This is a genomic window from Duganella sp. S19_KUP01_CR8, from assembly GCF_036688705.1.
Lineage (GTDB): Bacteria > Pseudomonadota > Gammaproteobacteria > Burkholderiales > Burkholderiaceae_D > Rugamonas.
Genome location: NZ_JAQQPR010000022.1, coordinates 26,933 through 50,643, shown reverse-complemented (window position 1 = coordinate 50,643; position 23,711 = coordinate 26,933). Strand labels below are relative to the sequence as shown.

Annotated in this window: 17 protein-coding genes; 5 read left to right on the top strand and 12 right to left on the bottom strand. The window is 63.9% G+C overall.

The features are described 5' to 3' along the window. The first annotated feature begins 13 nt into the window (after positions 1-13). Positions 14-580 (top strand): NADPH-dependent FMN reductase, encoded by a 567-nt coding sequence (locus V6M89_RS21185; protein WP_332855032.1) that lies wholly within the window; start codon positions 14-16, stop codon positions 578-580. Here V6M89_RS21185 and V6M89_RS21180 read toward each other — a convergent pair whose 3' ends face one another. After that, complete coding sequence (locus V6M89_RS21180) at positions 581-1,351, bottom strand: hypothetical protein (protein WP_332855031.1); 771 nt, start codon at positions 1,349-1,351, stop codon at positions 581-583. It lies immediately after the preceding gene. A gap of 218 nt (positions 1,352-1,569) precedes the next feature. On the opposite strand from V6M89_RS21180, the gene V6M89_RS21175 reads away from it, so the two are divergent. The 3 genes from V6M89_RS21175 to V6M89_RS21165 all read left to right on the top strand — a co-directional run bounded on the left by V6M89_RS21175 (position 1,570) and on the right by V6M89_RS21165 (position 6,459). Further along, positions 1,570-3,246, top strand: a complete 1,677-nt coding sequence (locus tag V6M89_RS21175) for a M14 family zinc carboxypeptidase (RefSeq protein ID WP_442881988.1) — start codon at positions 1,570-1,572, stop codon at positions 3,244-3,246. Positions 3,247-3,327: 81 nt separating this feature from the next. Further along, positions 3,328-5,487: an FUSC family protein gene (locus tag V6M89_RS21170; RefSeq protein WP_332855029.1), complete on the top strand. Its 2,160-nt coding sequence runs from the start codon at positions 3,328-3,330 to the stop codon at positions 5,485-5,487. A 48-nt stretch (positions 5,488-5,535) separates the two neighbouring features. Then, positions 5,536-6,459 (top strand): EamA family transporter, encoded by a 924-nt coding sequence (locus V6M89_RS21165; protein ID WP_332855028.1) that lies wholly within the window; start codon positions 5,536-5,538, stop codon positions 6,457-6,459. On the opposite strand, the gene V6M89_RS21160 is transcribed toward V6M89_RS21165, so the two are convergent. Next, positions 6,460-7,782 (bottom strand): sensor domain-containing diguanylate cyclase, encoded by a 1,323-nt coding sequence (locus V6M89_RS21160; protein ID WP_332855027.1) that lies wholly within the window; start codon positions 7,780-7,782, stop codon positions 6,460-6,462. Between the two features lie 225 nt (positions 7,783-8,007). Between V6M89_RS21160 and V6M89_RS21155 the strand changes: the two genes are divergently transcribed. Further along, positions 8,008-8,262: a hypothetical protein gene (locus V6M89_RS21155; RefSeq protein WP_332855026.1), complete on the top strand. Its 255-nt coding sequence runs from the start codon at positions 8,008-8,010 to the stop codon at positions 8,260-8,262. A gap of 194 nt (positions 8,263-8,456) precedes the next feature. Here V6M89_RS21155 and V6M89_RS21150 read toward each other — a convergent pair whose 3' ends face one another. The 10 genes from V6M89_RS21150 to astC form a co-directional block, all read right to left on the bottom strand. Next, positions 8,457-9,923 (bottom strand): APC family permease, encoded by a 1,467-nt coding sequence (locus tag V6M89_RS21150; RefSeq protein ID WP_332855025.1) that lies wholly within the window; start codon positions 9,921-9,923, stop codon positions 8,457-8,459. Between the two features lie 349 nt (positions 9,924-10,272). Next, complete coding sequence (locus V6M89_RS21145; RefSeq protein ID WP_332855024.1) at positions 10,273-10,782, bottom strand: DUF1993 domain-containing protein; 510 nt, start codon at positions 10,780-10,782, stop codon at positions 10,273-10,275. Positions 10,783-10,844: 62 nt separating this feature from the next. Next, complete coding sequence (locus tag V6M89_RS21140) at positions 10,845-11,375, bottom strand: EF-hand domain-containing protein (protein WP_332855023.1); 531 nt, start codon at positions 11,373-11,375, stop codon at positions 10,845-10,847. A gap of 91 nt (positions 11,376-11,466) precedes the next feature. After that, positions 11,467-12,456: a succinylglutamate desuccinylase gene (locus V6M89_RS21135; RefSeq protein WP_332855022.1), complete on the bottom strand. Its 990-nt coding sequence runs from the start codon at positions 12,454-12,456 to the stop codon at positions 11,467-11,469. A gap of 4 nt (positions 12,457-12,460) precedes the next feature. Continuing rightward, positions 12,461-17,173, bottom strand: a complete 4,713-nt coding sequence (locus tag V6M89_RS21130) for an NAD-glutamate dehydrogenase domain-containing protein (protein WP_332855021.1) — start codon at positions 17,171-17,173, stop codon at positions 12,461-12,463. Positions 17,174-17,294: 121 nt separating this feature from the next. Then, on the bottom strand, positions 17,295-18,632 hold the full coding sequence (astB, locus tag V6M89_RS21125; protein WP_332855020.1) for an N-succinylarginine dihydrolase: 1,338 nt from the start codon (positions 18,630-18,632) through the stop codon (positions 17,295-17,297). Between the two features lie 9 nt (positions 18,633-18,641). Then, positions 18,642-20,114 carry a succinylglutamate-semialdehyde dehydrogenase gene (gene astD, locus V6M89_RS21120; protein ID WP_332855019.1) on the bottom strand — a complete coding sequence of 491 codons (1,473 nt, stop codon included), beginning with the start codon at positions 20,112-20,114 and terminating at the stop codon, positions 18,642-18,644. Beyond that, complete coding sequence (gene astA / locus V6M89_RS21115) at positions 20,107-21,165, bottom strand: arginine N-succinyltransferase (RefSeq protein WP_332855018.1); 1,059 nt, start codon at positions 21,163-21,165, stop codon at positions 20,107-20,109. The genes astD and astA overlap by 8 nt, the downstream gene beginning before the upstream one ends. A 13-nt stretch (positions 21,166-21,178) precedes the next feature. Further along, positions 21,179-22,216 carry an arginine N-succinyltransferase gene (locus V6M89_RS21110; protein ID WP_116991934.1) on the bottom strand — a complete coding sequence of 346 codons (1,038 nt, stop codon included), beginning with the start codon at positions 22,214-22,216 and terminating at the stop codon, positions 21,179-21,181. A 147-nt stretch (positions 22,217-22,363) separates the two neighbouring features. Then, complete coding sequence (gene astC / locus V6M89_RS21105; RefSeq protein ID WP_332855017.1) at positions 22,364-23,608, bottom strand: acetylornithine/succinylornithine family transaminase; 1,245 nt, start codon at positions 23,606-23,608, stop codon at positions 22,364-22,366. Positions 23,609-23,711 lie beyond the last annotated feature (103 nt).

Sequence of the window (23,711 nt, the reverse complement as noted above, 5' to 3'; positions counted from 1 at the left end):
TTCAGGAGATGTCATGGCCGCGAAAAAAGTCGCCGTAGTGATCGGTAGTCTGCGCAAGGATTCACTCAACCGCAAGTTCGCCCACGAGCTGATCGCGATGGCGCCGCCGTCGTTGCAGCTGGAGATCGTCGAGATCGGCGAACTGCCGCTGTACAACCAGGACCTGGAGGAAAACGGCGCCACCGCGCCGCAAGCCTGGGCCCAGTTCCGCCAGCGCATGCAGGCGGCGCAAGCCGTGCTGTTCGTCACGCCGGAATACAACCGCTCGGTGCCGGCGCCGCTGAAGAACGCCATCGACGTCGGCTCGCGTCCCTACGGCAGCAGCATCTGGAGCGGCAAGCCGGCCGCCATCGTCAGCGTGTCGCCGGGCGCGACGGGCGGCTTCGGCTCCAACCACCACCTGCGCCAATCGATGGTATTCCTCGACATGCCGCTGTTGCAGCAGCCGGAAGCCTACATCGGCGGCGCCGCCAAGCTGCTGGACGACAACGGCAAGTTGAACAACGACAGCACCCGGGAATTCCTGCAAAAGTTCATGACCACCTTCGCCGCCTGGGTCGACACCAACGTCAAGCAGTAACTAGCGTTTGATCGCCTTGAACGCCTGGCCGGCCTCGGTCAGCACGGCCGGCTTGGCTGCGACAGCGGCCGGCCCTGCAGCGCGTTGCAGCGCCAGCAGCAGCGGCGCGTGATGGTCGGGCAGCAGCGCCAGGTCGGCGCCCGGCAGGCGTTGCGCCAGCACGTCCGCCTCGTCCGCCGCCAGGTGTTCGCAACTGACGTACAGCCGGTAAGAAACCCAGCTATTGCCCACCTCCAGCATGAACCCCGCCACGTTCGCCGTGCCGGGCTGGCCGGGCAGCGCAGTCACCCGCAACCGCGTCTTGCCCTTGCGCAGATGCAGCGTATCCCAGGTCTGCATCGGATAAAACTGCGGCGCGTCGGCCTGCATCGTCGGCAACTGCGTCGCCGCGGACACCGGCACGGCGGACTCCGGCGCCGCCACAATCACCGGCAACTTGCCCAGCGACGCCAACGGCGCCACCCCGCCATAGCGGCCGCTGCCGGCGGGCGTGACCAACAGCAGGTCGGCCGCCGGCCACTGCCGCACCGCTTCGGCGCTGTAGGCATCCGCATCGGCGCCCGCCGTCAATATGCTCAGCCCCTGGAAATGAATCAGCGCCAGCCCCTTGCCGGCCAGCTGCACCCGACCCGCCGCCGTGGGCGGCAACGGCGCCGCCGCGCTTTCCAGCTCGATCACATAGCGCGGCCCGATCTGCGCCAATCCAACCCTGCAGCCCAGCGCCAGCAGCGCCATCACGATCACCGCGCGCAATCCGTACCTGTTGCCCATCGCTCTCTCCCGGCCATGTCCGTGTTCTCCAGTAGAGCACCACCGCCGCAAAGTTCTCTTGAAGCAACGCAAAACCTGCGCCCGACTAGCCCGGAGCCGCTCAAAATTCGGGCACGAATGATACAATTCCGCCCTCGGCAGCGTGTCGCAGTGCTTATCCAGCGCGACGCGCCCTCCCCTCAACTCCCTCTGAGATCCAGACTGCCATGCACCCAGAAATGCCTACGCCTTACGAAAAAGGCAATCAAAACCAGACCACCTTGTGGAGCGAATGCGTCGCCTTCTACCAGGAGCTGGCGCAACGCTTCCCGCAAGTACTGCGTTTTGAACAGATCGGCACGTCCGACGGCGGCATCCCGGTGCATGCGGGCGTAGTCAGCGCGGACGGCGTGTTCGACAGCACGCAAATCAAGGCAGAAGGCCGTACCGTCTTCTTCAACAACAACGGCATCCACCCCGGCGAACCCGAAGGCGTGGACGCCTGCATGGCCATCGTGCGCGACCTGTGCTTCGATCCGGCCCGCCTCGCCGCGCTGGGCAAGACCGTGCTGCTGTTCGTCCCGCTGTACAACGTCGACGGTGCGCTGAACCGCGCCAACACCTCGCGCGTCAACCAGGATGGCCCGGAGCAGTTCGGCTTCCGCGGCAACAGCCGCCATCTGGACCTGAACCGCGACTTCATCAAGTGCGACACGCTCAACGCGCAGCTGTTCAACCAGCTCGTCACCAGCTGGGATCCGGACGTGATGGTGGACACCCACACCTCCAACGGCGCCGACTATCCATACACGATGACCTTGATCCACACCCAGGCGGACAAGCTGGGCTACGGCCTCGGCCCCTTCCTGCGCGAGACCATGCTGCCGCACATCTACGCGCAGATGGAAGCGAAAGGCTGGCCGACCTGCCCTTACGTCAACCCGGTGCAGGACACGCCGGACGACGGCATCGCCGAATTCCTGGAAGTGCCGCGCTTCTCTACCGGCTTCGCAGCGCTGCACCACGTGATCGGCTTCATGCCGGAGACGCACATGCTCAAGCCCTTCAAGGACCGCTACGATTCGATGCGCGCGCTGCTGGACGTGACGATGGCCTTCACCGTCACCCACGGCGAGCAGATCCGCAAGCTGCGCGCCGACGCGCGCGAGCAGGCCGCCAGCGCCAAGGAATGGACCGTCAGCTGGAAAATGGATGAAGCGAATCCATCGACCTTCCGCTTCAAGGGCTACGCGGCCAAGCGCAGTCCCAGCCTGCTGGGCAATTACACCCGCCTGTCCTACGACCGCAGCCAGCCGTGGGAAAAGGACATCGCCTACTACAACAACTTCGTGCCGTCGGCCACCGTGCGCGCGCCGAAAGGCTATGTGATCCCGCAAGCGTGGCGTGAAGTCATCGAGCGCCTGCAATGGAACGGCGTGGAAATGGCGCGCTTCGACGAAGCCTCCACCATCGAGGCGCAGTACTATCACATCGCCGCCGTCACCTCGCGTCCGAACGCCTACGAAGGCCATATGTACCACGACGTGGTGGACCTGGAGGCGCGCACCGGCAGCTTCACCGTGCAGCCGGGCGACTACTTCATTCCGCTCAAGCAGGCCAACGCCCGCTACGCCGTCGAAACGCTGGAACCGCAAGGCCACGACTCCTTCTTCCGCTGGGGTTTCTTCAACAGCGTGCTGGAGAAAAAAGAAGCGTTCTCCGACTACGTGTTCGAAGACCTGGCGATGGAGATGCTGGAAACCGAACCTGAACTGAAAGCGAAATTCGAGCAGTGGAAGGCCGCCAATCCGGCGCTGCTGACCAGCCAGGACAAGGTACTGGGCTTCATCTTCGAACACGGCAAACGCCACGCAGAGCCGGAATGGCGCCGTTACCCGGTGCTGTCCGTCCTCTAACCACCGCACAATCTAGCGTTACCCCATGCGCGCGGCGGCGATCCCGCCGCGCGCATGCAAGCTGCCCACAAGGCCATAGCCATGCATTACGCACTCAACCTGCGCACCTTTTTCTACAGCCATTACTTTTACCTGGGCCTGCGCTTTGCCGCGGGCCTGGTCGGCGTCACCCTGATTACGCTGCAATTCGCCGGCATGGCCACCGCCATGACGGTCTGCGTCGGTGCGCTCTGCACCGCGCTGATGGACATGCCCAGCCCCCTGCGCCACAAGTTCAACGAGATGAGCGCCTCGGTGCTGCTGTGCAGCGCCGTCACGCTGTTGATCAGCCTGTGCGCGCCGGTGCACTGGCTGCTGATGGCGATGCTGGTGGCGATCAGCTTCCTGGCCTGCATGATGGTCGTCTACGGCAAGAAGTCGATGCCGCTGCAACTGGCCACGCTGTTCATCATGACCATGTCGATGGAACACGACATGACGGCGCGCGAGTCCTTCATCCACACCGGCCTGTTTACCTTGGGCGCGGTGGCCTACCTGGCCTACGCGATGGGCATCTCGTGGATACTGCGCCACCGCATCAAGCAGCAGGTGCTGGCCGAGGCGCTGTTCGAGCTGGCCGCCTACATCGACATCAAGGCCGACTTCTACGACACCCGCTACAACCTCACCGAGCAATTCAACAAGCTGGTACGCCATCAAAGCTTGCTGGCCGACCGCCAGCAAGCCTCGCGCGACCTGATACTGCGCAGCCACCAGAACAGCAAGGACGCCATCGTCGTGCAGACCCACGTCTGCATGCTGGACCTGTATGAACTGATCCTGTCGACCCACACCGACTATGCGCAGCTGCGCGTGCACCTGGCCGATTCGCCGGTGCTGAAATCGCTGCACGACCTGGCCTACAAGGCGGCGCGCGATATCGAATCGGTGGCCTACGACGTCACCCGCAAGAAGGCCTCCTACCCGGAGATCAGCTACGAGCCGGAACTGGCCGCCATCGAGGCGGAGCTGGCGGCCTTGCAACAGCGCGTGGACGAAGGCAAGCCGGCGCAGGAAGCGCTGGCCGTGCTGCGCGCGCAGCGCAACAAGGTGCGCGCCATCATCAAGATGATCGGTGAGCTGCACCAGGCCAGCCAGAAGGCCTACGACACCACGCCGTTCTGGGTCGACGCCGACATGGGCCCCTTCCTGTCGCAGCAGAAGTACGAGCTGCGCATGATCCTGTCGCACCTGCGCTTCGATTCGCCGATCTTCCGCTTCTCGCTGCGGGTGGCGATGGCGATCTCGGTCGGCCTGGCGGTGGCCTCGTGGCTGCCATATGCGGCGCACAGCTACTGGATCGTGCTGACCATCGTCATCATCCTCAAACCCAGCTTCAGCATGACCAAGCAGCGCCGCAGCGACCGCATCGTCGGCACCATCATCGGCTGCGTGATCACGGCGCTGATCATCAAGTACCTGAACTATCCGGCGGCGATACTGGGCTTCCTGATTTTATCGACGGTGGCCACGCCGACCTTCATCTACGTGCGCTACCGCTATGCCGCGATCGCGGTCAGCATCATGATCCTGCTGCAGATGCACCTGATCGCACCGGGCAACCACGACCTGATCGTCGAGCGCCTGACCGATACTTTCATCGGCGCGGCGGTGGCGACCGCGTTCAGCTTCGTGCTGGCCAGCTGGGAATATCAATCCCTGCCGCGCCTGATCCGCGAAGTGCTGGACGTGAACCTGCGCTACATGCAGGCCAGCTTCGATCTGCTGCAAGGCAAGGGCAAGGACGATTTCGCCTACCGCATCGAGCGCAAGCGCCTGATGGACAGCCTGGCCGCGCTCAGCTCCGCGCTGGTGCGCATGCTCGACGAGCCGGCCCGCAAGCAGCGCGCGGTGGAGGACATCAACCTGTTCATCGTGCAGAACTACCTGCTGGTGGCGCACGTGGCGGCGCTGCGCGCCATCCTGCGCCGCCACGTGAAGGAGCTGCCGACCGCACCGGTCAACGCCATGCTGCGCGAAAGCCACGAGCAGGTCGTGCGCACGCTGGCGCAGGCGCTGTCGCCGCAATCCGCAGCTGCTGCGTCGCCTGCAACCGTGCCGGCAACCACCTCCATCGAGGTGGACGGCGCCAGCGTGCCGTGGTCCGGCTGGCCGCTGGTACAACGTCGCATCCGCCTGCTGCAAGCGGACGCCGTCAAGATCATCGTCCACAGCGAGGCCATCGTCCGCGACGTCGCCTGATCTGCGCCCCGGCCTGCGCCGCCGGCGCAGGCCTGCTAAGATGGCAACATGACCGCCGCCACCTCCACAGCTTCATTCAGCACCCGTGACCTGATCTCCGCCCTGTTCGTCGTCCTGATCTGGGGCACCAACTTCGTCGCGATGAAGGTCGGCCTGCGCGACCTGACGCCATTCCAGATGGGCGCCGCCCGCTACATCTTCGCCGTGCTGCCGCTGATCCTGTTCATCCGCCCGCCCAAGCTGCCGGTGAAATGGATCGTGGCCTACGGCTTATGCCAAGGCGTAGGCCAATTCGGCCTGCTGTTCCTGTCGCTGAAGGTCGGCATGTCGGCCGCTCTGGCTTCGGTGATCCTGCAAACGCAAGTCTTCTTCACCGCCTTCTTCGGTTTCGCGCTGCTGCACGAACGCGCCAGCCGCGCGCTGCAAGCGGGCCTGCTGCTGGCCGCCGTGGGCCTGGTCTGCTTCGGCATGAACTATGTGCAGCCCGGCCACGCGGGCGGCACCACCGCCGGCGGCTTTGTGCTCTGCCTGGCCGCCGCCGCGATGTGGGCGGCGTCCAACATCGTCGTGCGCCGCGCGCAGCAGGCCACGCCGCAATTCGATGTGGTGGGTTTCATGGTCTGGTGCAGCCTGGTGCCGATCTTGCCGTTCATCGGCCTGTCGCTGGCCTTCGACGATCCGGTCACGCGCTGGAGCTGGACCAGCGCGCCGCTGGCCACCTGGATCTCGGCCGCCTACCTGGGCTGGATGGCGACCATCCTCGGCTACGCCATGTGGACACGCCTGCTGAAGCGCCACCCGGTCAACCGCGTGGCGCCGTTCAGCCTCGGCGTGCCGGTGGTCGGCATCAGCGCCGGCATGATCGTGCTGGGCGACGTCATCACCGGCTGGCAATGGGCCGGCATCTCGCTGATCGTCGCCTCGCTGATCTGCACCATGTTCGGCGGGCGCTGGTTAGGCCAGCGCGGCTAATTAAGCGAAGCAGACGCGGTTGCGGCCCGTCTGCTTGGCGCGGTACAACAGCGCATCGGCCTTTTGCAGCATCGCCTCGGCGGTGCCGGCGGCCAGGTCGGCGTACACGCCCATGCTCATGGTGACCTTCAGATCCGGGTGCACCTCGTGCCACGGGAAGCTTTCGATCATGTTGCGCAGCTTGTCGCACAAGGCCGCCGCCTGCGGCAGCTCGGTCTCGGGGTAGGCGATCACGAATTCCTCGCCGCCGTAGCGCGCCACCAGGTCGCTCAATCGCATGTGGCTGCGCAAGATCTCGCCCACCTGGCGCAGCACCGCGTCGCCGGTGGCGTGCGAGAACTGGTCGTTGATCCGCTTGAAGAAATCGATATCCCCTATCACCACGCTCAATGGCCGCTGGTAGCGCACCGCGTGGCTGAACAGCGTGGTCGCCTGTTCGTCGAAATGGCGGCGGTTGTGCAGCTTGGTCAGGGCGTCGCGCACGCTCAATTCGCGCATCTGCTCGGCCTGCGCCAGGATGGTCTGGTGCGACTCCTTCAGCTCCTCGTGCGAACGCGCCAATTGTTCGCTCATGTCGTTGAAGGCACTGGCCAGCGTGGCCACTTCGTCCTTGCCTTCCACCGGCACCCGTTGCAGCAGCGAGCCGCCGTGCATGGCGCGCACCGCGCCGGTCAGGTGACTGAGCTTGCGGCTCAGGCCCCGGCTCAGCAGAACGCCCAGCACCAGCGCCAATGCCGCCGCGCCGGTCACGCCGGCCACTAGCGCTTCGCTCATCGCATCCATGTATTGCTGTTCCTGTTTGCTGGGAGTGAATATGCCTTCCGGAGAGATATAGGCCAGCACCCGCTCGCCCGACTTGACGGCGCGCGCGTCCTTGCGGGCCGACTCAGGCAGCAATTCACCAGGCCGATACACACCGGCCCCCAACACCACATGGTAATCCTGGTCCGCCACGATGAAGTGGAACGGCGGCTCGCCACCGCCACGGCGCGGCGGCCGGCGATCGCCGGGGCGTGGAGGCCCTTCGCCCTGCGGCGGTCCCGCATCCTCTTCGCCATCCGGCGGCGGTGGTGGCCGCATGCCCTGCGCGTCATGGTAGCTATGCATGAAATCGTCGAAGGGTTCGGCCTTGACGGCGGCTTGCCAACTGCCGTACTTCTGCAGGTAGCCGCTCATGCCCTCGTAAAAACTGTCGGCGGCGTGCTGGCGGCGGATGATGTCAACCTTCTTGGTCATGCCCACATAGGCAAGGCCACCCACCATCGCCACTGCCGCCAGCCCGGTCAGTAGCAAAGCGAGCATGAATTTGGTACGCAGGGACATCGGAGCTCCGTCAAATTATTGCCAGTTGGACAGTAATCATACCTGATGGCGGTCGGCTCGTAAAAAATCCCAAGCTAAAAAAGTTACTGTTCAGAACGCTTCCGTCATAGGGGAAATCGTGAGTTATATGGTTTGCTTATGGCGAGTATCATAAATCAAAATTTTATTTATTACTGAAAGACGCGCATACTGCACTGCAACAAACGAACATTTAAGGAGCTTCTGATGAGCGCAGCGAACAACCTGATTTACATCGACCTGACCACGACCCGCTATGCAAGCAATGTTGTAGCCGCAGCCCGCCAGCTGATCGCCGCACTGTTTGCCGTCAAGCCACGTCCAGCCGTCGTGGCGGACGAGGATGTTTCGCAACGCCAGATGGAAGCCTCCGCATCCTGGCTGAACCGCCTGGCCAATGACTGCGAGCGTCATTCCCCTAACCTGTCCGCCGAACTGCGCTACATGGCGTCGCGCGGCTAATCGAATCGAATTTAACTTTCTGGAGATCACCATGCTGACCATCATCGAAAACCTGCCTGCCGCCATCGCCCTGTCCGGTCTCGTACTGCGCCTCTACCTGGGCGCCAAGCCAGGCAAAGAAGAAGCGTAAGCAACAGACGTTAAAAAGCCCCGGTCACGCGCAAGCGGCCGGGGCTTTTTTACGTGCTAGCGTTTTACTTGGCGTGATTCAATCGCGAATTGCGCATGCCGTACAGGAAGTACGTCAGGACCGCCGCGCTCATCCAGATGATGAAGATGGTGTAGGTCGTCATCGACAGGCCGAACATCAAGTACAAGCAAGCCACGATGCTCAAGCCCGGCACCACGTATGGGCCGAACGGTACGCGGAAGCCTTTGGTGCCTTTGCCGTTTTCCTTCTTGCGCATCACCGGCACCGCCAGCGATACCACGATGAAGGCCGTCAGCGTGCCCATGCTGACCATATCCCACAGGAAGGTCGCATCGACGAAACCGGCCACCAGGCCAACCACCACGCAGACGATCAGCGTGTTATGCACCGGCGAGGCGGTGCGCGGGTTGACCTTGCGGAACGATGGCGAGATCAGGCCATCCTTCGAGATCGCGTACAGGATGCGGGTCTGGCCGTAGATCGTCACCAGCGTCACGCTGAACACCGAAATCACGGCCCCCGCCGCCAGCACCAGCGCCGGCCAGGTCTTGCCCGTCACGTTTTGCAGGATCACGGCCAGGCCGGCTTCCTGCCCGGCGAACTTGTAGGCAGGCTGCGCGCCCATCGCGGCCACGGCCACCAGCAGGTAGAACAGGGTCACGATGCCCAGCGCCGCCAGGATACCGATCGGCACATTGCGCTTGGGGTCGCGTACTTCCTCGCCGGCGGTGGCCACGGTATCCAGTCCGATGAAGGAGAAGAACACGGTCGCCGCCGCGGCCGTCACGCCGGTCATGCCGGTGATGTGGACGCCGTTGTCCGGGCTGAAGAAAGGATGGAAATTGTTTATATCAAAGCCGGAGAAGGCGATCACCACGAAGAAGATCAGGATCGCCAGCTTGATCATCACCATGACGGCGTTGGTGGTGGCCGACTCCTTGGTGCCGCGTATCAGCAGCAGGCAGCACAGGCAGACCAGCATCACTGGCGGCAGGTTGATATGCCCGGCGTGGAACTCGATGCCCTTGGGCGTGGAGACGATCATCGGTGAGCGCAGCACTTCGGGGATATGCCAGCCGAAGGCGTTGTTCAGGAAGTTGTTCAGGTAATCGGACCAGCCGATCGCCGTCGCGCTGGCCGCCAACCCGTATTCGAGCAGCAGGCAGGCCGCCATGATGAAGGCCAGGAACTCGCCGACCGTGGCGTACGCAAACGAATACGACGAGCCGGACGCTGGAATGCGGAACGACAGTTCGGCGTAGCACAGCGCGGTCAGGCCGGCGGTGATGGCGGCGAACAGGAAGGACAGGATCACGGAAGGCCCGGCTTTCGGCACGGCTTCCACCATCGTGAAGAAGATACCGGTGCCGATCGTGGCGCCGACACCAATCATTGTCAGGGGAAACAAGCCTATGGAGCGGTGCAGGCCATTGCTATTGGTAGGAGCAGTTTCTACTGTGTTATCGACCGGCTTGGTACGGGTCAGTTTCTGGACCAGCGTTTGGTTCACAGGCAATCCTTGTGGGAGATATGTACGGGCAAAAAAACTAAGCGATTATAGGGCCTTCCGGCCTGTCGCATTACAGTAATTTTGTGTTAGAAAAACAACTCAGACCCCAGGCGGGGTAAGGGCTCCGTTACAGTTGCTTACTTTTGATACAGCGGGATGTATAGATTGGAAATTGTTGTCAAGCTACTCTAGGCTCAAGTGTTACATCAAGCCAAGAGAGAGCCCATCATGCCAATTCAAAAGATCCCTACCGTATCCCGGCGTTTCCATCCTGCCGTCGCGGGCGCCGCCGTTGTTTTGTTGGGTCTGGCGGGCACGCTGGCGGCCTGGCTGATGCGCGCTTAAGCACCTACGCGAACGGCCCGAGATAATCGCGCTTGCCGACCGGGACGCCCTGGTTGCGCAGGATGTCGTGGGCGGTGACGATGTGGAAGAAGAAGTTCGGCAATGCGAACGTCAGCAAATAGTCGTCCCCCTGGAACTCCGGCTGGAACGAACCAAAATTAAGTTTGATCGCGCGCGCCTCGCTGCCGGCGAAGTCGCTTTCGGCGACGCTGTCCAGGTAAGTGATGGTATCGGCGATCCGCTGTTGTAATTGCGCGAACGAGGTTTCGTTGTCTTCAAACTTGGGCGCGGGCACGCCGCTCAAGCGCTCCACCGACAATTTCGACGTATCGCTGGCGCGCTGCACCTGCGCCGACAGCGGCAGCATATCGTCCGCCAGCCGCGCGGAAATCATCGCATCCGGCACCGAGCCATGCTGTTCAACATGCGCCTCGGCCTTCGCCAGCAAATCCGACAACACCTTCAAGCCACGCACAAACACGGGCACCGAAACCTGATGCATCGATAACGACATCGCGAACTCCAGAGATGAAATAGAGAACTGCGAGTGTAGCGCAATCTAGGCCAATTAGATGCTCAGGCCAGCTGATCAACGTTGTTGCCGATCTTGCTGGCGTCGGTGGTTTTGTCGGGATGGGCGATGCTGTAGACCAGTTGCTCCTGTGCGGAGACCGTGCCGTCCTTGTTGGTGTCAGCCGCTTCGTAGGTTGTGGTCGAGCTGCTTGTGCTGCTGCCGCCACCACCCGCGCCGCGCGCACCGCCGGCACCTTGGCCGCCTCGCGCGCCTTGGGCACCGCCAGCGCCACCCGCATCACCGCTGGGACGCGGTGGCGCGAAGGTGCCGCTCTTGATCGCGGTTTCCAGATCGGATTGGGTGATTGAACCAGTCTTCTGCGTATCGATCGCGTCGAACTGCTTGGTGGCGTCATCGACCGACACGCCCTTCGATTCCAGGCCGGATACGAATTCGTCTTTATTGACCTTGCCGTCCTTGTCGCTATCCAGGTCGGTGAATACCTTGGCCACAAAGCGTGCCGCGCCCTTCGCAGGATCGAAGGAGGCGGCTTGGGTGCTGGCGCTTGAAACGCCGCTGATTGCTGTCGTCATGATGATTACTCCGTTGTTAGGACACTGTTGTTCCTATTAACGAACTAATCCATGTAACCATGACCCCGCAGAGTGTAAAGCGACGTAAAGATCAGGCGACCCGCACCACCATCAGGCCGGCGCGCAGGCCGATACGGACGTCGGGGTTGGGGAACACCACCAGCTCCTCGGGATACTGGACGGTGTAGATGGTATCGCCGTCGCGGGCGATTTCCTCGCCCTGCTTGAGCGCCGTGAAGTTGTGCGTCTCTTTACCGAACGCCATCTGGAACTTGTCGCTCAACTTGATGATCTGGCGCGCGGTGTTGAACACGTGCGGCTGCTGCCTGGCCTCACGCTTGGCCGCGCCGCGCAGCAGGTCATCCAGCGCCAGCGAAGCATCGGCAAACTGCGACAGATCGTTCTGCCCCAAGGTACCGATGCGCCCCAGCTCCACCGTGGTGCCGGCCGCCGCGTGATGCTCGGCCGAGTAGTAACTGTACGTCCCGACCGAAGCCGGGTTCATGATGACCGCGCCGATACCGGCCAATCCTAACCACTCGATCAACTCGCGGCGCGGCTGGTCGGCGATCAGCTCCGGCACGATGGCAAAGGTCGGATACACCGACGGCCGTATCGCCGTATGCAAATCCAGATGCCAGCGCACCGGCCCAGCGCCTTCGAAGAAAGCCGTGGTCGCGGCGATCATCACATCGGCGCGCCCCGCTTCGGACGTGCCTTCCAGCGTACCGCGCTCCTTGCGGAACATGCGGTTCAAGTCCGCATCGATGAAGCGCTTGCCGGCCCTGATCGCGCCGATATTGCCAACGCAAAGCATCAGGTTGACCGCCAGCGCGGACGCCTGCTGCGACAAGGCGTCCAGCAGATACGCCACCACCTCGATCGGTCCCGTCTCGTCACCGTGCACGCCAACCGAAATCAGCACGCTCGGACGTTCGCCCCCGGCCTTGATGGTCAGGATACCGTCGGCCGGCTGCGTCACCGCAAACCCGGCCGCCGAAAAGCGCTGCGCAACAACGCTGAAATCCGCTTCAGCCAGCGCACGCACAGATTCCGGCAAAACCTTGGGCAAATCGCTCATCTACTTACACCGCCAGCATCGCGTTGCCTGCGTTGGTCGCTTCGGACAAAGCCCAAACGTCCAGCATCGCCTGTTCCAGATCGGTCGCCGCAGCGTAGCCGGACAAGCCCAGCGTGTTCGCCACGACTTCCACCGCTTCCGCCGCCGTATGGCCGCCGGTCGCATGCTGCAGCACCTGCGACAGCAAGCGTTGCTGCGTGCGGCGCAGCGCGTTCTGCGCGTAGCTGCGCAGCTGCTCTTGCGAACGGCTGGTGGCCGGCAGTTTCAGGCCGCGCTCCAGCGTGTCGATGCCGACCTGCGCGCGCAGCGCCAGGCCAACCTGCAGGAACGCCGGCAGGTCCATGCCTTCCGGACGCGATACCGACAACGCCGCGAACACAAACGCCGCCACCGCATCGATCGCCTCGACAGCCTTCCAGGCCTGTACGAATTCGGCGCGCAGGCCGGAGGTAATGTCCGCATCGGACTGGCCGTCGGCTGGCGTCAGCTGCGCCAGCGTTTCAGGCTTGGCGAACAGCTTGGTCAACTCGGCGACACCGGCGCGCAGCTGGTCGGCAGGCACCGTCAGCACGCCTTCGATCACCGATTTTTGCAGCACGCGGGTGCGCGCATCGACCTTGATCGACACGGCACGCGGCACCTTCAACGCATCCGCATCCAGCGTCGTGAAGATCGGCGCCAGGTTCAACGCGGACCATGCCTGGCCCCACGCCAGGATCACATCCGATTCATCCACGCCATGCTCACCGGCCAGTTGGCGCAGCATCAGCGGGCCGCAGCGGTTGACCGATTCATTGGCCAGCACGGTCGCCAGGATGGCGTTGGCCAGCGGGTGCGCCAGCGCAGGACGGGTTGCCACCAGCAGATCCGGGAAGTACGGCTTCAGCACCGACTCGGCCCAGCTCAGGTCCGTCAGCGGCAGCGCCGACAGGATGCGCTTGTAACGGTTCTTCACGTTGGCGATCACCACCGCCAGTTCCGGCGTGGTCAGGCAACGGCCGTCGGCCTTGCGGCGCGCCAGTTCAGCCACCGATGGCAGCTGCTCCAGCTCACGCGACAGCGCGCCCTCTTCTTCCAGCGACGCGATCAGCGCGGCGTAGCCGTCTTGCACGGCGGCGTCGGTCTGCGCCTGTGCTTCGCGCACCAGCAGCTGCGTTTGCAGCGTGTTGTCGCGCAGGACCAGGCGCTCGATGTCCGCGGTCATTTCGTTCAGCACGCGGTTGCGGTCTGCTTCGCTCAGCTGACCGGCGTTCATTTCCACGTCCAGCCACATCTTCGCGTTCACTTCATGGTCGGAGCAATCCACGCCGGCCGAGTTGTCGATCGCATCGGTGAAGATACGGCCGCCCGCCAGCGCGAACTCGATACGGCCGGCCTGGGTCGCGCCCAGGTTGCCGCCTTCGGAGACGACCTTGCAGCGCAGCTGGTTGCCGTCGACACGGATGTTGTCGTTGGCGCGGTCCTTCACCTGGGCGTGCGATTCGGTCGACGCCTTGATGTAGGTGCCGATACCGCCGTTGTAGAACAGGTCCACCGGCGCCAGCAGGATGCGGTGCATCAGCTCTTCCGGCGGCAGCGAGGTTTCCTCGATGTCCAGCGCGGCGCGGATCTGCGGCGACAGCTCGATGCTGCGGGCGCTACGCGGATAAACGCCGCCGCCGGCCGAGATCAGTTCCTTGTTGTAGTCGTCCCACGAGGAACGCGGCAGCGCGAACATGCGCTCGCGTTCGACGAAGGATTTTTCCATGTCCGGATTCGGATCGAGGAAGATATGACGGTGATCGAAGGCCGCCACGATTTTCAGTTTGCGCGACAGCAGCGCGCCGTTGCCGAACACGTCGCCCGACATATCGCCCACGCCGACCATCGTCACTTGCGTGGCGTGGATGTCGTGGTCCATTTCGTAGAAATGGCGCTTGACGGCTTCGAACGCGCCCTTGGCGGTGATGCCCATCTTCTTGTGATCGTAGCCGTTCGAGCCGCCCGACGCGAACGCGTCGCCCAGCCAGAAGCCGCGCTGCACGGCGATGCCGTTGGCGATGTCGGAGAAGGTCGCGGTGCCCTTGTCGGCGGCCACCACCAGGTACGGGTCGTTTTCGTCGTAGCAGATGGTATCGGCCGGCGAAACGATCTTGCCCAGCACGCGGTTGTCGGTCATTTCCAGCAGGCTGGCGATGAACAGGCGATACACTGCTTCGCCTTCGGCCGCGATGGTTTCACGCACGGCGTCCTTCGGCATCTGCTTGCAGACGAAACCGCCCTTGGCGCCGGCCGGCACGATGACGGCGTTCTTCACCATCTGTGCCTTCACCAGGCCGAGGACTTCGGTGCGGTAGTCTTCCATGCGGTCCGACCAGCGCAGGCCGCCGCGGGCGACCGGGCCGCCACGCAGGTGCACGCCTTCGAAGCGGCGCGAGAACACGAAGATCTCGCGGAACGGACGCGGTTCCGGCACCAGCGACAGGCTGCTGGTGTCGAACTTGAAGATGATCTTGTCGCCCTTCTGGTTATTCTGGAAGTAGTTGGTGCGCAGCGTGGCGACCATCAGGTCGGTCATCGCGCCCAGCACTTCTTCGCTGTCGGCGTGGTTGATCGCCGGCAGGCGGCTCTTGATGCCGGCCAGCGCGTCCAGTGCGGCGGCGCGGGTGGCGGCGTCCAGCGCTGGGTTGAAGCGCTGCAGGAAGGCGTCCACCAGCTGCTTGACCACCACCGGCTGCTTGCGCAGCGATTCGGCGATGTAGCGCACCGAAAAACGGCTGCCGGTCTGGCGCCAGTAGCTCATGTAGGCGCGTACCAGTTGTACCTGGCGCACACTCAAGCCGCCTTCGATGACCAGGCCATTCAGGCGGCCGTCTTCGGCTTCGTTGTTGAACAATGCTGCGAACAGTTCCTGCGCGACCGGCACGATGTCGGCCTTGGCCAGGTTGGCGGCGCTGGCTGCATCCACCGACAGGCTGGTGACGAAGTGGCGCTGGCCGTCCACGCGCAGCGAGTGCGCCTGTTCACGGTCGATCGCCACGCCGGCGTTATGCAGCGCCGGCAGGATGGTCGACAGCGACGGTACGCGGTCGACGGAATACAAACGGATGGTGGTCGCATCGGCCACGGTTTCCACTCGCACGTCCACGCGCGATGGGTCGGTGTTGCGCAGGATGGTGCCCAAGTCGTGGAAGGCTGCTTCCGGCGCGGTGCTGGCGACGTAGTCGATCGGCAGCGCGGCGCACATCTTGCGCAGGCTGGCGCGCAGCGGCACGTCCGGCACGGCGTCGGCCAGCGCGGAGAACTGGTCGTGCCAGCCGTCCAGCACCGATAACAGCGGTTGCTGGATATCGGTTTCCAGGTCCAGCGGATAACGCGCGGCGTGGGCGATCAGGTACACGCGGGCCAGCGGGCCGTCGGCCACCAGCGTTTGCGAGCTGACGTACTGGGCGCCGGAGCTGGCTTGCAGCGCCTTGGCCAGCGACGAAGCGACGCTTGCGCTGTAACGCTCGCGCGGCAGGTAGACCAGCACGTTCAGGTGGCGCGCGTACACGTCGCGGCGGGCGAACACCTTGGTGCGCGGCTGCTTGTACAGGGAGACGACGGCGCCGCAAACTTCGGCCAGCCATTCAGGTTCGCCTTCCAGCGCTTCGGTGCGCGGCAGCGATTCCAGGATCTCGATGAATTTCTCGGCGCGGAAACCTTCCTGGCGCACGCCGGCGATGCTCAGCACCTTGGCCACGCGGCCACGCGCGAACGGCAGGCGGTTCAGCGGCGTCGCGGTGGCGGCGCGGGTGAACAGGCCGACGAAGCAGTACTCGCCCAGGATCGCGCCTTGCGCGTCGGTGTGGCGGATGCCGATGAAGTCCAGTTGCTGGTCGCGGTGCAGCGTGCCTTCGACGTCGGCCTTGACGATCGACAGCGTGTGGGCGCGTTTCGACAGCGTGTCGAAGTCACCAGGGATATTGGCCAGGCAAGTGCCGTAGACCGGATGCGAGGTATCCTGCAACACGCCGATGCGGCTAGGGATGTCGCGTTCCAATTCGCGCACGCCCGGCTTGACCTGGTAGTAGGCGTAGCCGAACGGCTCGAAGCCTTCGGTCTTGGCCCATTCCAGGAAGGCGGCGACTTCCTTGCCCTCTTCACCATGCGAAGCGGCTTCGACGCCGATGCGGCTGAAGTGTTCCTGCATCGCGGCTTTGTCGCGGCGCACCACGGCGGCGTCGCGCGATACCATTTCCAGGCGCTCTACCAGCATGCCGATTTCCGCTTCAGGCAGGTCTTCGGACAGCAGGCACAGTACATACGATTCGAGTTTGTCGCCACTCTGGCCGACGGCGGTGACGACGCCGTCCGCGTTACGCGCAACCGGCAGCACCGAGTTCAATACACCGTTGACGCCCACGCGCAGCTTGCGCATCGCCATGACCATGGAATCGACCAGGTAAGGCACGTCGTCGTTCAGCACCAGCAGCGCGGTGGCCATGCCGCCGCGGCCATCCGCGTAGCGCAGCCTGGCGATCTGCGCGCCGGAGCCGGTGCGCTTGGAAGCTTGAGTGAAACCATCCCACAGGACCGGCGCCAGGCTATCGGGCACGGTGCCGGCCAGGTCTTCGTCGTCCAGGGAACCGAGCCAGGCGCTGATCAGCGCGGCGACTTGGGTGCTGTCGCTGGCTGGCTTGCTGGCGTTGACCAATTCCAGCGTTTGTTTACGCAGGTCTTGTGGCATTTGTTTCATCGTTGCTTCTCCAATACGTTATGTGTATTTTATGTTGCAGGCGCCGCGCCGGCTTGTGGCTGCGCGGCAGTGGTTGAGCGCTATTAGACACCAAATCCCCATATGGGGGCGAGATGGTGTTTTACAAATCATACAGTCCAGGCAAGCCCAAAATCCGGCTCAGATCTTCCAGCGCGGCGTGCACTTCGATCGCCAGCGCCGGATCGGCCAGGTCGGACGGTTCCAGCCGGTCGCGGTAGTGCTTCTCCACCCACGCCACCAGCGTGTGGTACAGCGCCTCGGTCATCACCACGCCTTGATGCATGGCAGCCGCTTCGGCGTCGGTCAGCGCCACGCGCAGGCGCAGGCACGCGGGGCCGCCGCCATTGCGCATCGACTGGCGCAGGTCGAAGTGAATCAGTTCGTCGACCGCGTTGCCGCTGGCGACCAGGCCTTGCAGGTAGGCCGCAACGGCGGCGTTTTCCTCGCACTCCTGCGGGATCACCAGCGCCATCTTGCCGTTGTCCTTGCTCAGCAGCTGGCTGTTGAACAGATAGCTGTGCACCGCGTCGGCCACCGACACCTTGGCGGTATCGACGCGGATCGCGTTCAGCTCCGCGCCCACGCCGCCCATCGCGCGGCGCAGCTGTTCCAGCGCGCCCGCTTCGTCGGCAAACGCCTGCTCGTGAAAGAACAGCACATTGCCGTTGCCGACCGCGATCACGTCGTTGTGGAACACGCCCTGGTCGATCACGTCCGGATTCTGCTGGATGTAGACGGTGCGCTCGGCCGACAGGCCGTGCAGACGGGCGACCGCCTGCGATGCTTCCAGCGTCTGGCGGGCCGGGTATTTTTTCGGCGCCGATGCCGAGGCATCGAACTCGGTGCGACCGTAGACGAACATCTCGACGGCGGCGCTGCCGTGGTCCTTGCACAGGCGGGTGTGGTTGGCCGCGCCTTCGTCGCCGAATGCCGGCGTGCCTGGCAGCGCGTCATGCACGGCGAAGTGCTTCTCATCCTTGAAGATGGCGCGCAGCGAGCGTGCCGACTGCGCGTGCTCGAAAGCGCGGTGCAGCTTGTTATTCAGGTTGGCGGCGGTGAAGTGGGTGCGGCCGTCGGCGCTGTCGGCGGACGGGCTGACCGTGGCCGCGTTGGCGGTCCACATCGGCGATGCCGACCAGGCGCACGCCAGGATCACCGGCGATTCCTTGGCGGCCTTGGCCAGCACCTCGGCATCGCTGCCGGTGAAACCGATGCTGCGCAGCAGGCGGAAATTCGGACGGTCCTGCGGCGGCAGCAGCGCCTGGCCGAAACCACGCGCGGCCAGCGCGCGCATCTTGGCCAGGCCTTGCAGTGCCGCCAGCTTCGGATTCGAAGCGCTCTTGACGTTGCTGAACGAGGCCACATTGCCGAACGACAGACCGGCGTAGTTGTGCGATGGGCCTACCAGGCCGTCGAAGTTGAATTCGCGTGCGCGCATCTCGGTTCCTTAGAAGTGCATGCCCGGCGACAGTTTCGCAGGCATTTCAAGTACATTGTTTTCGATCGAAGCGACTGGATAGGCGCAGTAGTCGGCCGCGTAGTAGGCGCTCGGACGATGGTTGCCCGATTGGCCCACGCCGCCGAACGGCGCGCTGCTGGCGGCGCCGGTGGTCGGACGGTTCCAGTTGACGATGCCGGCGCGTGCGCGCACCTGGAAGATCTTCCACAGGTTTTCGTCGTTCGAGATCAGCGCCGAGGCCAGGCCGAATTCGGTGGCGTTGGCGGCTTTGATCGCGCTGTCGAAGTCCGCCACTCGGATCACCTGCAGCAGAGGGCCGAACCACTCTTCATCCGGGATGCCTTTGGCGTCGGTCACGTCGACGATGCCGGCGGAGACGAAGCCGGTGCTCTCTTCCAGCTGGCGCATCGCCAGCAGGCTCTTGCCGCCCTTGGCGACCATGTCGGCCTGCGCCTGCACCAGGCGTTTGGCGATGGCTGCCGAAACAACAGGGCCCATAAACGGCGCAGGTTCGGCGGCGGATGCGCCGATGGTCAAACGGCTGGCTACATCGACCAGTCGCGCGATGATCGCGTCGCCCTCGGCGCCCTGCTTGACGATCAGGCGGCGCGCGCAGGTGCAGCGCTGGCCGGCCGAGATGAAGGCCGACGAAATCGCCATGAACACGGCGGCGTCGATGTCCTTGACGTCCCACACCACCAGCGGATTGTTACCGCCCATTTCCAGCGCCAGCATCTTGCCCGGCTGGCCACCGAACTGCTTGTGCAACGCGGTGCCGGTCTGGCAGCTGCCGGTGAACAGCACGCCGTCCAGCAACGCGTTCTGGCCCAGCGCGACGCCCGCATCGCGGCCGCCGTTGACCAGGTTGATGACGCCTTTCGGTACGCCAGCCTTTTCCCACAACTGCACGGTCTTGACGGCGGTGCGCGGCGCGTATTCGCTAGGCTTGAAGACCACGGTGTTACCGGCGATCAGCGCCGGCACGATATGGCCGTTCGGCAGGTGGCCCGGGAAGTTGTAAGGACCGAATACGCCGAACACGCCGTGCGGGCGATGACGCAGCACGGCCTCGCCGTCGGCGACCTTGTTCTGGGTCTCGCCGGTACGCGCGCCGTAGGCCTGCACCGAGATGTCGATCTTGTTGGCCATGGTGGTCACTTCGGTGCGGGCTTCCCACATCGGCTTGCCCACTTCTTCGGCGATCAGCAGCGCCAGCTCTTCCGCGTCTTGCTTCAGCAGATCGCGGAAACGGGTGCAGACGGCGATACGCTCGGCCAGCGGCGTCAGCGCCCAGGCTTCAAACGCCTCGCGCGCGGCGGCGGCGGCGTGGCCCACGTCCTGCGCGGTCGATTCGCTGCTGGCCCAGGTCTGCTTGCCGTTCGATGGATCGATCGTCACCAGTTCGGCGCCGCTGCCGGCGAGCCACTCGCCGTTGATGAAGTTGCTCAAAACTTTAGACATGTGGATTCTTCCTCAAATTAAGGGTCAGCGTGCGCACCGTATCGCCGGTATGGCAGTGCAGGAGTTGTTGTTCGGCTTCCGGCAGCGCGATGGCGCCGTTGACCGGCACCGATTGCGACAGGATCATGCGGAAATCCTTGAGCGTGGTATTCGACACCAGCATCGGTTCGGCGGGCGCGGATTCCGGCGCGCAGGCCGAATCCCAGTCCGTCGTCAGGCCGATTTCGGCCAGCGTGCTTTCGCGCATGGCGCGCAGTTCCGACACGCGCGCCTGCAATACCGGGCCGGCGTCGAAGATGTCGACATAGCCTTCGAAGTACAGGCCTTCCTGCTCCAGCAGGCGGCGCGCCGGCGCGGTCGACATGTGGACCTTGCCGATCACTTCCTGCGCGTCTTCCGGCAGGTAGGCGACGTACAGCGGCTGGCGCGGCATCAGTTCGGCGATGAAGGACTTCTTGCCGACGGCGGTCAGGTCGTCGACGTGGTCGAAGTCCATCTTGAAGAAGTGGCGGCCCAGGCCTTCGTAGAACGGCGAACGGCCGCTCTCCTCCTGGTAGCCGCGCATTTCGGCGATCAGCTTTTCGGTGAACAGGTGCGGGAACTGGGCGATGAACAGGAAGCGGCTCTTCGACAGCAGCTTGCCGTTGTTACCGGTGCGGTAGTCCGGCGCCAGGAACAGCGAACACAGTTCGGTGCTGCCGGTCAGGTCGTTCGACAGGTACAGCGTGTCCATGCGGGTGAACACATCCAGCTCGCGGCTGGAGTGCACCAGCGTGCCGATACGGTAGTTGTAGAACGGTTCGGTCAGGCCGACCGCGCCCTTGATCGCGCACACGCCGGCGATGCGGCCGTTGTCGGTGTCCTCCATGACGAACATGTAGTCGCGCTTTTCGGGCGGGATGGTTTCGGCGAACGAGGCGACCGCGATCGCCAGGCGGTCGCCCATCATCTTCATGTCCGGCTTGAGGGTGGTCATGCCGCTGCCGACCTGCGTGGCCATCACGTACAGGGCGTCGAGGTCGTTGGCTGTGATTGCGCGTACTACTAGCATAGTTGGTCCACTCTTAGATTCTGACGCAGATGACGGTATCGCCTTCGGCGATCTGGAGCGCTTCCAGCACGTCGGCCGTCAGCGCCACATTGACTTGCGATTCCAGCGCGGCGCAATGCGTGATCACGGCGCGGAAGTTGTGTTCGGAGCCGGACGATACGGCGTAGCGCAGCTGCGGTTCGCGGCCACGGTCCGGCGATTCGGCGGCGGTGGTCACGCGGCGCTGCAGCGCGCCGTTGAAAGTGCGCAGCGAATTCTTGTGCGCCTGCAGGATCGGGCCGCCGTCGAAGATGTCGATGTAGTCGTCGGCTTCGAAGCCTTCGGCCGTCAGCAGGTTGAACGCCAGCTCGCCCGACGGATGGATCTGGCCCATGGCCGCCTGCGCGTCGCCCGGCAGCAGCGGTACGTAGACCGGATAGTGCGGCATCAGTTCGACGATCAGCGTGCGGTTGCGCGCGCCGCCGATGACGCGCTCGGCGTCGAGGAAGTCCATCTTGAAGAATTTGCGGCCCAGCGCATCCCAGAACGGCGAACCGCCGTCGGCATCGGTCACGCCGGCCAGCGGCACGAAGAAGCGCTCGGCGAAGCGGTGCGGCGCCAGTACGGCGAACATCAGGCGCGCGCGTGACAGCAGGGCCGCTTCCGGCGTGCCGTGTTCGCGTTCGCCGACGTAAAAACTCGACAGCTGCGAGTAGCCGGTCAGCTCGGAGCACAGCGTCAGCGCGTGCACGCTGTGGCTGATGTTCAGGTCGCGCGAGACCTGCTGGATCACGTCGTTACGGAAGGAGAAATAGGTGCCATTGGAGCCGGCGGCGGCGAAGATCGCGGCGGTGCCGACGATGGTTTTATCGGCCGGCGATTCCAGCACCAGCAGGTAGGATTCTTCGCTGGGGATGTCGACGTGCGCGGCAAACGAGGCGATCGAACGCTCGATCATGTCGGCGATCTTTTCGCGCGTTTTCGGCAAGGTGTGCACACCCGGCATGGTCACTGCGGCCAGCGCTTCGAGGGCAGCAATATCCGCAAGTTCTACCGGACGGACTACATACATGGGAACTCCTTGGTGCTTTAAATGCATGCAAGCCCGTGGCGGACGCCCGGGCCGTTAACGTGTCGTTCCCGCGAAAGCGGGAACCCATAGAACGCAGGCCCGGAGGCTCAGCATGGATTCCCGCCTACGCGGGAATGACTACGGTGATTACGCTGCTTTCAGCATGCCGTCCAGCGACAGGCGCAGGATGCGGTCGGCTTCGGCGATCTGCGCGTCGGTGACGATCAGCGCTGGCGCCAGGCGCAGCACGTCCATGCCGGCGATCAGCACCATCAGGCCATTCGCTTCAGCGGCGCGCTGGATGTCCTTCGAACGGCCCTTCCAGGCATCGGTCACGACCAGGCCTTGCAGCAGGCCGGCGCCACGCACCAGCGTGAACACCTGCGAGTAATCGGCCACCAGCTTCTCCATCGTCGCGCGCAGCTTGGCGCTGGCTTCCTTGACGCGGGCCAGGAAGGCCGGCTGGTTGATCGTGTCCAGCACGGTCAGCGCCACGGTCGCGGCCAGCGGGTTGCCGCCGTAGGTGGTGCCGTGGGTGCCCACGCCCAGCGTCTTGGCCAGCTCTTCGGTGGTCAGCATGGCGCCGATCGGATAGCCGTTGCCCAGCGCCTTGGCCGAGGTCAGGATGTCCGGGGTGATGCCGTAGGTCATGTAGTGGAACAGCTCGCCGGTACGGCCCATGCCGCACTGTACTTCGTCGAAGATCAGCAGCGCGCCGGTCTTGGTGCACAGGTCGCGCAGCTCTTGCAGGAAGGCCTGGTCGGCCGGGACCACGCCGCCTTCGCCTTGCAGCGGCTCGACGATCACTGCGCAAACGTCGTCGCCGATGGCGGCGCGTGCGGATTCGATGTCGTTATAGGTCACGTGGTCGATCGCAGGTGGCAGCGGTTCGAAGCCTTCGGTGTACTTGGACTGGCCGCCGACCGACACGGTGAACAGCGTGCGGCCGTGGAACGACTGGTAGCACGACACGATGCGCGACTTGTGCGCGCCGAACTTGGTGTGGGCGTACTTGCGGGCCAGCTTCAGCGCGGCTTCGTTGGCTTCGGCGCCGGAGTTGCAGAAGAAGGCGCGGTCGGCGAAGGTCGCTTCGGTCAGCGCGGTGGCCAGGCGCAGCACTGGCTCGTTGGTGTAGCCATTGCCCAGGTGCCACAGGGTGTTGGCCTGGCGGGTCAGCGCCTCGACCAGGATCGGGTTGCAATGGCCCAGCGAAGCGACGGCGATGCCGGAGGTGAAGTCCAGATAGTGCTTGCCATTCTGGTCCCACAGGTCCAGACCAGCGCCTCGGACCGGTACCATCGCTGCTGGTGCATAGGTTGGCACCAGAACTTCATCAAAAGTCTGACGAGTTACAGGACGGGTAGTTACGGTCGTATCGAGCTTGGCGTTCATGGCATTCCCTATCAATGTTGGGTGGAGTCACCCATTATAAAAAACGGGATGCTAAAACTCTTTTCTCTACGCGACAAGGATTTTCATTTTTGGCCGGGAAGCA